Origin of the sequence: Roseibium sp. (assembly GCF_025698965.1) — a bacterium.
Taxonomy (GTDB): domain Bacteria; phylum Pseudomonadota; class Alphaproteobacteria; order Rhizobiales; family Stappiaceae; genus Roseibium.
In genome coordinates this window covers 1-14,195 of sequence record NZ_JAILWL010000121.1, presented here as the reverse complement: position 1 = coordinate 14,195, position 14,195 = coordinate 1, and the positions used below count along the sequence as shown (strand labels likewise).

Sequence of the window (14,195 nt, the reverse complement as noted above, 5' to 3'; positions counted from 1 at the left end):
CGCATGTTCTGGTGGTGGTGTCGCAGACAATCCCCCCTCTTCGTCGGGATAGCACACCACCAGCGCGCTGTTAGACGGTGGCCAGCTGCTGTCCTGACACCAACGCCCACCGACCGACAGGTCGTCCCTGGTGATGGAAAGGCTTCCGCCCCCCATTTCGTAATAGGAGACAGGCGCGGGCCAGAAATCCGGTCCGCCGTTCAACGCGAAATCAAACCAGCGATGCCGGAGTTCCAGAAAATCGCAGCCAGCCAGATGATCAAGCGTGGATTGCGGCCCATAGTCTGCCTCGCCCGCATGTCGATCACTGCGTCGGCCGTGAAGCCAGGGCCCCATGACCAGTTTCAAAGGGGCAGTCAGCCTGTCTCGCAGGGCCTGATACAACAATGTCATGGAACGCGCATAAGGATCGTTCCAGCTGCCCAGAAGGAAGATGGGTATATCAGGTATATTATGCAGCCAGCGCTCGGCACAGGTCGCCGGACTCAACCATTTTTCGCTTGGCCGATCCATTTCCCATACATCCAGCAGATAGTCCTCATAAGCGGGAAAGGCAGCAAGCGGAGAATTCCCACGCCGCCAGAGATTGTCGCGCAGGGAGGCAATCAGATCGAGCTGTTGCAGATGCTTTAGCGCCTCTGTATCACCGATCTGTTCGGCGTAGATCTTGGCGTGTTTATAGGCCCAGGTAAGCTGTTTGAGTTCAAATGCGCCACCGCATCGGACCGAGTGTTCAAATGCGTTGAGGAGCCCGCCCGTATCGAGAAACATGGCCGACAGCCCCGGTGCACCAGCGCAAGCAGCAGCGAGCTGGGTATGTCCACCATAGGACAATCCGATCGAGCATATCCTGCCATCGCACCAGGGCTGGTTCACGATCCACTGATAGGTATCGTAGCCATCCTCTGCCTCATTTACATATTTCGAGAAACGCCCTTCCGATCCGTATCGACCCCGCACATCCTGCATGACAACCGCATAGCCCAGCTTCCGGAAATGTTGCGCAACGTCCACCCGCGTGAACGGTTGTCGTCTGCCGATCGAAATTTCGGACCGTGACACCCCCCGGCGATCATAAGGTGTTCGCTCGATGATCACCGGGAAGGTGTCTGCTCCGTCCGGCAGGTAGATATCCGTTGCAAGCCTAACCCCGTCCCGCATAGGAACAACCTCGGCATATTCGCGCCGGATCTCCGGCGCGAATCCAATGGAATTACTCATTTTGAATTGCTCCAGTGCGGTTTGGCTCAACCCTGCGGGTGAAAACTCTGGGCGAGCGTCCGCTCCACCGGACGGGTATCGAAGTCGATGCCGTCTCGCGTGGCCCAGATCAATTTTTCAAAATACAGCGGGATGATGCCCTGCTCGTCGGTAAACGCGATTTCAGCCGCCTGTCTGAGCAATTCCTCACGTCGGGCGTCATCGAACGAAGTCACCGCTTCTGCCATCACCGCATCGAATTCCGGATTTGAAAACCTCCCGCGGTTGAACGTGCCTTTTCCTGCTTCCTTGTCATAGGTTCCCAGAACCTGGAGTAAGCCGCGGCCGGAATTGCCCGAAGAGGTTCCGAAACCGACCAGGAAAACACTGAAATCCCGCTTGGAAGCCGATTTGAAGTAGATGTTCTTGGGCATGGCTTCGACTTTGCTTTTCAGACCACCCCGCGCAAAAAGCTGGGAAATCGCCTGAATGACCTTGGCATCGTTCACATACCGGTCGTTCGGACCGTGAATGGTAACCGAGAATCCATCCGGATAACCTGCCTCTGCAAGCAGCTTCTTCGCTGCTGCGAGATCCGCCTCCGGCGCGGCAATATCAGGATTGAACCCGCTGAATCCTTCGGGAACCATTTGTCCCGTTGGCGTCGCGGCACCTTGCATGATCCGTGTCGATATCAGGAAACGGTCAATCATCATTGACAGAGCCTTGCGGACACGGGCGTCCTTGAGAGGGTTTTTGATCTCCTCTCCTTCCGGTCCGGTTATATGCGGGGTTACATCCCGATCTGAATCCAGATGCAGATAGATCACACGTCCCGACACCGAATTGGCCAGCTTGAGTCCTCCACGGCGTTCGATCGCGCTTATATCGGACGGCGGAACCTTGTCGATTGCGTCGACATCTCCGGCAATCAGCGTCGCGACCCGAGCCGTAGAATTCGGAATGTAGCGGACAACCACGTCTGAATAGGATGGAGCGTTTCCCCAATATTGATCGTGTCGTTTCAGGACCAGGCTCTCGTTTGGGGTCCATGAAACGAAGGAATATGGGCCGGTACCAATGGCAGCCGAACCGGCGTCGAAATCCGCACTCTTGATACTGACACCCAGCTCGGACGGAATGATGTAAACACTCCCGACCAGTTCCATGAGATTGGGTGTCGGTTCCTTTGTCTTGATCAACAGGGTGTGGTCGTCCACAGCTTCCATGGATTCGATTGACGCGACAGCGCTGACAAAGGAGGCCGGCGAGTTTTCAACGTTTGGAATCCTGTTGACCGAGGAAATCACATCTGCCGCGTCAAATGCGGTTCCATCATGAAACAGAACATCAGGCCGCAATTTGATTTCCCAGGTCAAATCGTCAACTGCTGTCCAGGATTCCGCCAGCTGCGGCTGCATCTGCATGTTCTCGTCAATGGTCACCAGCGCTTCAAAAATCTGCTCGGCTGTGTTCCGGTTCGGCGAGGTCCTCGAAAAGTGCGGATCTACGGATTGGTGCTCCTGCGCAAGCGCGAGCTTGAGCGTCTCTGCGCTTGCCGGCAGGAACCCCAGCCCCAAACCGAACATTGTCACGGCACACAGCAGTCTGTTGCGGAATTTCATGTCATTGCTCCTTCCCTAAATACTGTTTTCATGCGGCTTCTTGCGCCGCGCCATCGTCAAGATGGCAAGCCACGAGGTGGTCCTTGTCCAACGACCTGATGGGTGGTGCAGCGCGTTTGCAGATGTCCATTGCAAGCGGGCATCGCGGATGAAACTGGCAACCGGCTGGCGGATTGAGCGGTGATGGCAACTCGCCCTTGATGGTCTGGAATTCCCGTTTTCGGGGATCCAGTTTCGGCGCTTCCGCCAACAGCGCGCGGGAGTAGGGATGGTGAGGACGTTGAAACAGCCGTCTGGTTGGCGCGACTTCAACAACCTGACCAAGATACAGGATCACCACGCGATCGGAAATGTAGCGGACGACATTGAGATCGTGACTGATGAAGACCGAGGTGAACGAAGTGTCCTTGCGCAGGTTCACCAGCAGGTTCAGGATTTGCGCCTGGATCGAAACATCCAGTGCGGCCACCGCCTCATCAAACACGACGCATTCCGGTTCAACGGCAAGAGCCCGTGCGATGCCGACACGCTGGCGCTGCCCTCCCGAAAGTGCATGAGGAAAACGATTTGCAAGATCCGGTTGGAGACCGACTCGCATCATCGCCGCGGCAGTCGCTTCTTGCGTGTCTTTCCGGGAAACTAGCCCGTGCGCCAGGGCTCCCTCGATGATCGTGTCCCCGATCCGCCGCCTTGGGTTAAGCGTCGCATGCGGATTCTGAAAGACCATCTGCAGTTTCAGCCTGGCTTGTCGGGCCTCGGCTTCGGGCATCCCGACAATGTTCTTTCCCTGAAACAGGACCTTGCCGGAACTCGGATTCAACAGCTGGACGACAATGCGCCCAAGGGTCGTCTTGCCGCAGCCCGATTCACCGACAATACCGACGGTCTCACCTTTGAAGACACTCAGGTTGATCCCGCTGAGGGCAACAAGGTTTTCGACCGGCTGGCCGACATGAGCAGCACGTGCGAGACGATGGAAGAACCCGTCATACCTGGTGAAACGACGGGAAATGTCCTTCAGCTCCAACAAAGGAATATCGGAAGTCATGTCGTTTCCTCGTGGTGTAATGGAAAAAAGCAGCGCGCTCTGGAGAGATTTTCACCAGCCGGTTCTGGTATCTGCGAGCGGCACCTGTCCTTCGCAAAGACACATCGGGGCGCAAAACTGCAGCCGCTCTGGTCATTGAAAAGGTCGGGAGGGAAACCCTCCAGGATATCAAGTGTGTCGCGGTCAGGTGTCGGGATCGCGCCGATGAGGGCTTGGGTGTATGGATGCCTTGGACTGCTGATCAAATCGGCCGTCGAACCGGCCTCCACGATTTCGCCGGCATACATCACCATCACCCTGTCGGCAAAACCGGACAGAAGCGCAAGATCATGGGTGATCCATATGACAGCAGTACCGCTTTCGCGTGCCTGCTTTTGGATTTCCGACAGGATTTGCGCCTGGATGGTCACATCCAGTGCCGTGGTGGGTTCATCGGCAATGATGATGTCTGGATTGTTAAGGAACGCGATCGCGATGACGACACGTTGACGCATGCCGCCTGAAAACTCGTGAGGGTAGCCTTTCAGTCGCTTTTCAGGTGATGGAATTCCAACTTTCTGCAAGGCTTTGATTGCCAAGTCGCGTGCGTCATTGGTCGACACTTTGCGGTGCGCCTTTACCGCCTCGATCATTTGTTCGCCGATCGTCAGAACCGGATTGAGGGAGACCATCGGGTCCTGGAAGATCATGGCAACGCGATCACCGCGAAGTTCTCGCATCTCTTCCGCAGGCAGGGTGGTGAGGTCTCGGTCGGCCATGCAGACAGATCCACCCGCGATGCGTAGGGGAGGCTCGAGCAGGTTCATGATCGATGACCCTGTCATTGATTTGCCGCTTCCGGATTCTCCAACAACACCAAGAACTTCACCCGGGTAAAGATCGAAACTTACGCCACGGACCAGATTGACATGACGCTCTGAAAGCCGGATTTCGGTCACCAGATCACGCACGGAAAGAACGGGGGACTGATCCGACATCACTGGCGCTCCTTGGGGTTCAGAATCCGCCTCAAACGGTCTCCGACGATGTTGATAGTGAAGATCAGGATGACGAGAGCCAGCCCCGGGAAAATTAGCTGCCAGTCGTGACCGGACAGGATTTCCTTTGATCCATTGGCGATCAGAAGTCCGAGGGAGGGTTGCTCGATCGACACACCCAGCCCCAGAAAAGACAGCGAGGCTTCTATTGCCGCGGCATGTGCCAGCTGCAGGGTGAAAACAACAAGCAGAGGTGGCAGGCAGTTCGGCAGGAGATGCACCAGGATCAACCGCCGCACCGGCAATTCCAGACACCTGGCGGCATCCATGTATTCCTGCCCCATTTCCACAAGAGCGGCGGATCTGGCAGTGCGCGCATAATAAGGCCACTGCGCCAGAACCAGTGCGACCACGAGATTGAAGAAACCGGCTCCAAAAATCGCCATGATGATCAGCGCGACCAGGATTGTCGGAAAGCCGAGCTTGATGTCGACAGCACGCATGATCACGGTTTCGGTGAAGCCCCGGAAGAAGGCTGAGGAAAGACCGGCAAGCGATCCGATCACCAGCGCAAGAATGGCTGCGAGGCCGCTAATGGTCAGGGAGGTGCGCAGTCCATAGAGGATTGCCGAGAACAAATCCCGACCCAGCGCATCTGTGCCCAGAATGTAGGTGATCGCCCCATTCGCGGACACTGACCCTGGGGAAAGATTGGCATCAAAGAAATCAACCTGCACGTTGTCATAGGGATCCTGCGGCGCGATCAACGGCGCCGCTGCCGACATCAGGCAGACAATGGTCAGTATGATCAGGCAAACGAAGGCAAAGGGGCTGCGCGTGCGCATCATTCGGACTAGGCCCATTGCCCCTAGCGTTTTGGCGATGAGAGACGTCATGCACGGCCTCCATCGATTTTGATCCTCGGATCGAGCAGTGTGTAGAGGACATCCACAACCATGTTGATGATGATGAACAGCGTCACGACGACAAGCAGATAGCCGACAACAACGGGCCTGTCGCTCAGGCGAATTGAGTTGATCAACAGCTGCCCCATACCGGGCCAGTCGAAGACAGTCTCGGTTATGATCCCGTAAGCCAGCAAATTTCCCAGTTCCAACCCGAGAACGGTGACAAGCGGGATCTGGATGTTTCGAAAGGCATGACGGAGCAGGATGCGGCGGTTCGTCAGACCCTTCGCACGGGCGTAACGAATGTATTCGCTCGACATCACTTCCTGAATGGACGATCTGGTCAGCCGGATGATCAGCGCCGCGTTGAACAGCGCGAGATTGAAGGCAGGCAGGAATATGTGCCGCCAGCCATCCAGGGTAACCAGACTTGTTGGTATACCGAGAAACGTACCGACTTCTCCTCGGTCGCCTGCAGGCATCCAGTTCAAGGATACGGCGAATACCAGGATCAGAAGCAGGCCCTGCCAGAAGTTCGGCAGGGAGAACATGAAAATCGAGCCATTCATGATGGCGTCATCGACCGGCTTGTCGGAGTAGTAGCCGGCGATAAGACCAAGGGGCAAACCGATGATCAATGAAAACAGAAAGGCCACCAGGCCCAGTTCGACTGTTGCGGGAAGTCGTTGCAGGATGAGCTCTATCGTCGGCGTGTTGTAGACAAAGGACACGCCAAGATCGCCGTGCAGCAATCCTTTCAGATACAGCCAGTATTGAACCCAGATGGGCTTGTCCAATCCAAGGGCAGCACGCGCAAGAGCCATATCCTGCTCGGTCGTCTCAGGAGAGATAAGCAGTTCAAGCGGGTCACCGATCGCGTAAACGCCCATGAAGATCAGTAGGGAAACAAGCAGCAGGACAATCACCGCCTGCGATACTCGTTGCAACAGATAAGCAGCCAACGAAGCCTCCTCTTTGAGCTGAAGGTGCGCCCTTGTCAGGAAATCGTCAATCTTACTATATTTAGTGATAAGTATATCGGCTTTTCCGATAGATTCAGGAGATCCAAGTGGCCTTTCCATCCATCGCCCAGGTCGGGGCTTTCTTTGCCGTCTACACGCACGGGTCTACGGTTCGAGCTGCCCGGACACTGGGCAAATCCCAGTCCCAGATTTCGGCGAACATTGCCCGCCTTGAGGATGAGATGGGAACCGTATTGTTCGTAAGAGCCAATGGCCGCCTGCATCCGACAGAGCGTGCCGACGAACTGGCGGAACTCGCGCGCGAGTTGCTGGATGCCTACCAGCGCTTCACCGCGCAGGGGTCGGATTTTGGCACGGACAGGCAATTTACGATCGGAGCACCACGATCTTTGAGCATGACGCTATTGCCAAAAGTGTCCAAAGCGCTGCGGACAGACTTGCCGGGTCTGAAAATCAAATTGAGATTCAGATCCTACCAGGAAATCGTGACGGAAGTCGCTGAGGGAGATCTTGATATCGGCATCACAAAGCTGCCGGTTCTCGACAAACGCGTATTGGTGCAGCCCATGTGTGATGCACCGTCCGTGGTTCTGATGCCAAAGGATCACCCGCTTGTGGGCAAGGATCACATCCAACCATCGGATATCGGCAACCAGCCAATGATACGGCTCGGCACGGGCCTTGATTATTGGGAAAAGATCGAACTTGCCTTCCGGGACCAGAAGTTGACAGCCAACTTCGCCTTCGAGGTGGGTGGGGTTGGTCCAGCATGCCGCATGGTTGCCGAGGGACTGGGATTATCGATCGTCAATCAGCTGATGGCGGAAGACTATCTGGATCTACTTGGCCTGGCTGCACGCCGTTTCAAACCGGAGATCATGCACAGGTTCGTCTGCGTTTCTTCCCCGTTTTCGGAAAAGGCCATTTTGCTCAAGAAGTTCAACGATACGGTTGCAACGCACGTCACTCAGCGGCGTCAGACCAACGACGCCGCCGAATGATACGGTTCAGGCCGTTTTGATGACGCCCTGGCGCACCCAGTCATCGAAGATTGCAAGCGCTGCGTCGGCAAAAGACTGATCATTGATATGACCCTCGACTTCTGTCACCGGCACGTTGCGGGGCAACACAGTCCGGGCTTCATCGATAAAAGCCTGCAGGCCTTCAGGATCATGTGCTTCCTGACCTTCCCTATCCCATTCCTCGATGCCTTCAAGTGGGAGCAGAAAATGCACCTCACCCTGGGCACTCTGGAGACGATTTGCGAGTTCATGTACCCAGCGCCGTCGCTCATCGGGTGTGAAAACGGAACTTTTGATCAAGCGGTTATGCTCGTGATAAGGCCGATCCGCATAGGCCTCCGGAAGCTGTTGCCAGCCGGCGAAATCGACCAGATCGAGAGCGCCCGGTGCAACGATCTGCGGAATGCCCCGCTTCCCTGCATTGATCAATCGGTCATTACCGCTGCTGACAAGGGATCCGGCAAGCATGTTGCCGAATTCCTGCAGGCAAAAATCCATCACGCAGCAGAACGCCCCTTGCCGGGCAAGGCTTTCAAAAGCCATGCCCCCCATTCCGGTCGAATGGAAGACGGCAACCTCAAAACCCCGGTCTTCCAGGGCCGGTTTCAGGATTTTCATGTATTTCAGGCAGCTTGAGCCGAGTGAGGTCATGCCCACCAGCGGACGGCTGGTGTCGGGTGGCTGGGCGGCTTTGGCAGCACCGAGTACGGCACCCGCCGCCTGGGCAAGCGAAGACTTGCAAATCGAATTGAGACCATAGAGCCCACCAGCCCAAAGGATCATCTGGATGTCCGGCGCTAACCGGTCCGGTGCGATCAAGGGAGAAAAGCTGACGGTCGAGACAATGAACTTGGGAACACCGAGAGGCAGGGCCTGGGCGCAATCGAGCGCCAGGTCGGTTCCCATGGTCCCTCCAAGCGCAATCATGCCGTCGAACCGGCCCGCCTGCCAGGCTTCAACCACCAGCCGAGCTGCGCCCCGGGCCATCACCTGGAAGGCCTTGTTCTCGTCGCCAAGCGCAATCACTTCGGCAATGGACATGCCGCCTGCCTCGGCAACGTCATGCTTGGAAACATCGGTTGGCTTTTCGGGATCGCCCAGAACACTCACGTCCATGGTGACGATCTTGCCACCCTGTTCCTCGATACAGGACTGAATGAATTCCAGCTCGGCATTCTTCGTGTCATAGGTGCCGATTGACAGGATGGTTTTGGTCATCGTCATTCTTTCGTTAAAGCTGGATCCACGCGGTCTTCAGGTCGACATATTTTTCCAGCGCATGCAGGGACTTGTCATGCCCATTGCCCGATTGCTTCACGCCGCCGAGCGGCACCGTCAGGTCCGACCCGCCATATGTATTCACGTGAATCACCCCGGAACGGATCGCGCCGATCATGCGATGGGCCCGGCTGAGGTTCGAGGTCCAGATCCCTGCAGCCAGACCGTAGTCCGTACCGTTGGCAATGCGGATGGCGTCGGCCTCGTCCTTGAATGCCGTGACAGCCAGAACCGGCCCGAAAACTTCCCTTTGTGCAATCGTGTCCGCCGGCTTCACACCGGTCATGACGGTCGGCTGCATGTAATAGCCACCGGTTTCAGAGAGAATCCGACTTCCCCCCGTGCGTCGCTCAGCCCCTTCCACCTCAGCGGTCCGGACGAACCGAAGGTCGGCTTCCAGCTGGCCCAGGCTGTGCACTGCCCCGATCTGTGTTTCCAGATCGAGCGGGTCTCCCACCCGGAAGGCCTCAGCGTGGGCACAGATCTCGGCGACGAAATCGTCGTGAATGTCTTCCTGGACCAGAAGCCTGGACCCGGCGACACAGACCTGACCGGAATTGCGGAAAATCCCAGCGGCGGACACTTTCGCCGCCTGGGCAAGATCCGGAGCGTCATTGAAAACGATATTCGGAGACTTGCCGCCCAATTCCAGATAGCAGCGCTTCAGGTTGGAAGCCGCCGAATAGTTCAACAGTCGACGGCCCGTCGCCCCGGAACCGGTGAACACCAGAACGTCCACGTCCATCGACAGCGCCAACGCCTCGCCAACGACGGCCCCCGGGCCCGTCACGACGTTGAAGACGCTATCCGGAACGCCAGCCTCGGAGGCCAGTTCCGCCAGTTTGAGCAGCGACAAAGACGCGGTTTCCGCTGGCTTTAGAACGATGGAGTTGCCGGTTGCCAGCGCCGGTGCAATTTTCCAGGCACCAATCATCAGCGGAAAATTCCAGGGAACGATCGCCCCGACAACTCCAACCGGCGCGTGATGCACGAGACCGAGCACATTCTCTGCGGTCGGCGCCACCTGTCCATAAACCTTGTCAATCGCCTCGGCGTAATAGCGGAAAGTTGCGGCGGCGGAGAGAGCCTCGGCCTTGTAGGCCATGTTGATTTCCGTACCATTGTCACGAACACCGAGAACCGTCAGCTTCAGGGCGTCTCGCTCGATCAGATCCGCAAGTTTTAAAAGGACTTTCTTGCGATGAGACGGCGCTGTCCTTGACCAGCGGCCATCTTCAAAGGCCTTGCGGGCACTTGCCACCGCACGATCCATGTCCGTTGCCGAGCCGGATGCCAGCGAAGTAAGGACCTTACCATCGACCGGAGACAGAACCTCGAGGGTCTCGGCTGTTTCGGAGGCAACATATTTGCCGTCATGGAAATGACCCTGCGCGGCGACCGGCTGATGACGCAAGGCGTCGATGGCGGACTGGTCAAGCATTGTTTGGTTTATCCTTGCTGGGTCGACATGTCAGATGTTTCGTTTTCCTGTTGGCGACGGGTTCTGTGCTCGTGTATCACGGTGCGGACATGCAGAACCAGAATGCCGATGATCAGAAGGAAGAGGACTGCCGCGATCGGGCGGTCTATGAAATCGAGCGGTGACTTGACCCGAGCCATGGCGCTGCGAAGCTTCACTTCCATGATACCGCCCAGGACCATTCCAAGGATAATCGGCACGATCGGCAGGTTGAGCCGCTTGAGGATCAGTCCGAAAACCCCGAACCCGGCCGCGATTGCGCAGTCGGTCACGGAATTGCGCAACGAATAGACACCGACAAAGGACAGGGTCAGGATCATCACGCCAAGGAAGCGGGTCGGAATTTGAATGATCTTCAAAAGAAGGTTCGTCGAGAACAGCAGGAAGATCAGTACGATCACGTTCAACAGAATCAGAGCCAGATAGAGCGCGACAACAAAATCGAGCTGGCCCTGAAAGAGCTGCGGACCGGGAATGACATTGTGGACATAAAAGACGGACAGCATCATTGCCGTCAGCGCTTCGCCCGGAATGCCCAGTGCAAGAAGCGGGATCATCGCCGCTCCTGGAACCGCATTGTTGGCGGCTTCTGAAGCAACCAGACCTTCCGGAGACCCCTTACCGAAGAGATCCGGGTTTTTCGAGGTTTTTTGTGCGTAGGTGTAGGACAGGAACTGCGCTGTGAATTCGCCCACACCCGGGATCATGCCCATGAGCACACCAATGCCCGACGACGCTGAGGCAATTCGCTTGAAACCGAAGAGATCCTTGAGGCCAGCAAATAGATTGCCCTCGACATTGGCTGAACGGGGCTTGTGTTCCCTGTCGACCAAAAGAAGCAAAGCCTGCGAGATCGCAAACAGGCCAAGAACCACGACAATCAGGTCGATCCCCGAAGCAAGCCAGCTCTGATCGAAAGTGAAACGCTTGGTGTATTTCGCAGGTTCCAGTCCGATCGTGTTGATGAAAATGCCGAAAAAGGCCAGCATGCCCGCGGCAAAGACTTGCCCCCGGTGGGCAACGATCACCAGGATGATACCCATGAGTGCTGCCAGAAAAATTTCCCGACTGCCGAAATGCGGTGCAATCATTGCCAGAACCGGTGACAACACGATCAGGCAGAGAACAGAAAAAATGCCACCGAAGAAGGATGCCGAATAGGCAAGAGACAGGGCACGATGGCCTTGTCCTTTTTTGGTCATCGGATATCCGTCATAGGTAGTGAGCGCGTTGACGGCGGTACCGGGTGTATTGATCAAGATGGCGGGAATGGCGCCGCCATACATGGAGGATCCGTAGACCCCGAGCAGCAGCGTCAGTCCGACAATCGGTTCAAAGGCAAATGTTGCCGGCAGCAGGATCGCGATTGCGACCGCGGCACCGACACCGGGGATCGCCCCAATGATGACACCACCGACAGATCCGATGGCAAGCGCGACGAGAACCTGCCATTGCGCCAGTAGAGACAATCCGGAGAAAAGGGTTTCCATGTGCGCCTCAAAGATAGATTAGCGCAAAGGCGCGGATACCGTCCGGCAGGACTTCATAAATGCGTCCGGCAGGAATTTTGACCTGAAGGAACGCGCGGAACACGACCGCAACTGCAATTGCAAAACCTGTTGCGGACAGGAGATTGACCACTCGCCTTTCTCCGACACGAAGAGTGAGAAACAGCGTGAAGAGCACGGTCGAGGGCAGATAGCCGAGTTGAGGCACCAGCACGACATAGACAAGAAAATAGAGGACGTATTCGAGTGAACTCAGCCAGAAGCCGACCTCTTTCCAGCGGCCTGGAAGCCTTGGTGAACACACCGAGCCGATAAAATGAAAACAGGCGAAGATTGCCATGCCGATCAGGGAAACGGCTGGCCAGAACCTTGGCTGGGCGTACCAGTTGGTGCGTTTGACCCATGCCGTTTCCGCAAAAATCTGCGACAGGAGAAAAAGCGAAAGTGCGAGAAACAGGATCGCAAAGACAATATCACCCGGGCGGCGATAGCGTTTGAACAGCTCCTGCAGAGTTTTAATATGCGCCACGACTGCCCTCCACAATCGCCAGACGGCACAAATGTGCCGTCTGGAGGCAACAACCTACTGCTCGATCAAATCGGAGATTTTTCCGATGGCGGCAGCGTCGGACTCGATCTGCTTGCTTGAAGCCTCCGCATCCTGCCAATAGATCAATACTCCGGTTTCGCCGATCAGGTTCTGCGCCTTTTCTTTCTGCAGAGCAGCCTGGGCAGCCGCGGCGATCTTGTCCCGCGCCTCCTGCGGCACATCCTTATGGACAAACAGGCCGTTCCAGAGCGCAACCGACAGATCGGGATTGATTTCCTTTACGGTTGGCGCGTCCGGTGTCAGGGACGTCCGCTCGTTTCCGATGCTTGCCAATATCTTGATATCACCAAGGCATGGCAGGATCTGCTGAATAGTGGTGTTGATGACATCGACGTCGCCGGAGGCCAGCGTGTTGCAGGTCAGCTCGTCGAATGCAGCTTCACTGGCAAAGTCGAAATCAGAAGTCTTGGCAGCGGCGAACGTGATTTTGGTCGGCGGCAGGAAAGAACCGAAGTGACCGAGTGCAACATCATTCGATTTTGCGTATTCGGCAAGCTCCTCCCAGGAGCTGTAAGGCGCGTTCGCCCCGGCGGCGATCACAAACGGATAGGTCATGAAGATCCCGACCGGGTCGAATGGATTGGGTGACAATTCCGGAATGCCGATCTGCGGACCACCGATTGGCACGTCTGTTACGAAAGATCCGATCGTGTAGCCATCTGCAGGAGCAGTCGCGACCTCAACCGCGCCCGGAAATGGGCCGCCGCCGCCACCAGGCTTATTCACGACAGCAGCCGGAACGCCATACATCTCCTGAAATTCATCGGCAATCAGCCGGGTCAGGACGTCTTCCAGGTCTCCCGGAGGCCAGGGGACAATGAAGGAGACAGGCTTTTCCGGATAGTCGGCGAGAGCTGCCGTCACGCTCATCAAGCTTGCCGCAGTCAGGGCAATCGCATGCTTTTTCATTTCGAAGTCCCTCATCTGGTTGGTACTCGCCAGCCTTTTTGGCCGGTCTCAGTCATTTTTTATTTGCGTTGTTAAATATTGTCATATTAAATAATTATTTGTCAACCTCCAATCGGAAGGCGGATGGAATGACGCTACACTCACGGATGGTTCAAATAATGAACCTCGAGTATCAAATAAATATTGTTTCATATGAAACTATCTGTCAAGATAAATGCGACCGAACGACGATGACCTTGTCGTTGCAGATCGAAAACCGACTTTGAAACGGACCTGAAAATCGATGGGCACGATCACTAAGGCGCTCAACCTTTTGAACTTCTTTTCGCCGAACCATCCGGAAATCGGCCTGACCGAATTCCGAACGCTTTCCGGTCAGGACAAGGCGACGGTTCACCGCCACCTGATCGAGCTTGCGGCAAATGGCTTTCTGGAACAGAACCCGGTCACCAAAGGGTACCGCCTGGGCCCGGCGATCTTGCGATTGGCTGCTGTCCGCGAACGGCTTTTCCCCGCGCGCACGCTGGCCGCTCCCGTTGTGGAACGGCTTGCAAGCGAACTTGGAGAACTGGTGCATGTCTCGCTACGCGAAGGCGATCATCTGTCACCGCTCTATCATCATGATGCCTTGATCCACGGGACCAGGG

The 14,195-nt window shown here is 56.2% G+C and carries 13 protein-coding genes; 2 read left to right on the top strand and 11 right to left on the bottom strand.

Going from position 1 to position 14,195, the window contains the following annotated elements; all coding sequences use genetic code 11:
* From K5905_RS11950 to K5905_RS11925, 6 genes are all read right to left on the bottom strand, one after another.
* Positions 1-1,221 (bottom strand): CocE/NonD family hydrolase (locus tag K5905_RS11950; protein ID WP_297584020.1); only part of this gene is annotated, 1,221 nt, incomplete at its 3' end.
* 26 nt (positions 1,222-1,247) lie between these two features.
* Positions 1,248-2,825, bottom strand: a complete 1,578-nt coding sequence (locus K5905_RS11945) for an ABC transporter substrate-binding protein (RefSeq protein ID WP_297584018.1) — start codon at positions 2,823-2,825, stop codon at positions 1,248-1,250.
* Positions 2,826-2,853: 28 nt separating this feature from the next.
* A complete protein-coding gene (locus tag K5905_RS11940) occupies positions 2,854-3,873 on the bottom strand; it encodes an ABC transporter ATP-binding protein (RefSeq protein WP_297584016.1) in 1,020 nt (339 codons plus the stop codon).
* The gene (locus K5905_RS11935) at positions 3,870-4,850 is read right to left on the bottom strand and encodes an ABC transporter ATP-binding protein (protein WP_297584013.1); all 981 of its coding nucleotides are present in this window, start codon (positions 4,848-4,850) and stop codon (positions 3,870-3,872) included. Before K5905_RS11935 ends, K5905_RS11940 begins: the two co-directional genes overlap by 4 nt.
* Positions 4,850-5,746: an ABC transporter permease gene (locus K5905_RS11930; protein ID WP_297584012.1), complete on the bottom strand. Its 897-nt coding sequence runs from the start codon at positions 5,744-5,746 to the stop codon at positions 4,850-4,852. The genes K5905_RS11935 and K5905_RS11930 overlap by 1 nt, the downstream gene beginning before the upstream one ends.
* The gene (locus K5905_RS11925) at positions 5,743-6,720 is read right to left on the bottom strand and encodes an ABC transporter permease (RefSeq protein WP_297584009.1); all 978 of its coding nucleotides are present in this window, start codon (positions 6,718-6,720) and stop codon (positions 5,743-5,745) included. The genes K5905_RS11930 and K5905_RS11925 overlap by 4 nt, the downstream gene beginning before the upstream one ends.
* Positions 6,721-6,827: 107 nt before the next feature.
* Here K5905_RS11925 and K5905_RS11920 point away from each other — a divergent pair, with 107 nt between their 5' ends.
* Positions 6,828-7,742, top strand: coding sequence for a LysR family transcriptional regulator (locus K5905_RS11920; protein WP_297584006.1), 915 nt, complete (start codon positions 6,828-6,830; stop codon positions 7,740-7,742).
* Between the two features lie 6 nt (positions 7,743-7,748).
* Here K5905_RS11920 and K5905_RS11915 read toward each other — a convergent pair whose 3' ends face one another.
* The 5 genes from K5905_RS11915 to K5905_RS11895 are packed head-to-tail and all read right to left on the bottom strand — an operon-like array spanning position 7,749 to position 13,548.
* Complete coding sequence (locus K5905_RS11915) at positions 7,749-8,981, bottom strand: Tm-1-like ATP-binding domain-containing protein (protein ID WP_297584003.1); 1,233 nt, start codon at positions 8,979-8,981, stop codon at positions 7,749-7,751.
* 13 nt (positions 8,982-8,994) lie between these two features.
* Positions 8,995-10,482, bottom strand: a complete 1,488-nt coding sequence (locus K5905_RS11910) for an aldehyde dehydrogenase (RefSeq protein ID WP_297584000.1) — start codon at positions 10,480-10,482, stop codon at positions 8,995-8,997.
* Positions 10,483-10,490: 8 nt separating this feature from the next.
* The gene (locus tag K5905_RS11905; protein WP_297583998.1) at positions 10,491-12,011 is read right to left on the bottom strand and encodes a tripartite tricarboxylate transporter permease; all 1,521 of its coding nucleotides are present in this window, start codon (positions 12,009-12,011) and stop codon (positions 10,491-10,493) included.
* Between the two features lie 7 nt (positions 12,012-12,018).
* Positions 12,019-12,558: a tripartite tricarboxylate transporter TctB family protein gene (locus tag K5905_RS11900; protein ID WP_297583996.1), complete on the bottom strand. Its 540-nt coding sequence runs from the start codon at positions 12,556-12,558 to the stop codon at positions 12,019-12,021.
* 54 nt (positions 12,559-12,612) lie between these two features.
* A complete protein-coding gene (locus tag K5905_RS11895; RefSeq protein ID WP_297583994.1) occupies positions 12,613-13,548 on the bottom strand; it encodes a tripartite tricarboxylate transporter substrate-binding protein in 936 nt (311 codons plus the stop codon).
* 283 nt (positions 13,549-13,831) lie between these two features.
* On the opposite strand from K5905_RS11895, the gene K5905_RS11890 reads away from it, so the two are divergent.
* Positions 13,832-14,195: helix-turn-helix domain-containing protein (locus K5905_RS11890; protein ID WP_297583992.1), on the top strand; the 364-nt coding region annotated here is incomplete at its 3' end.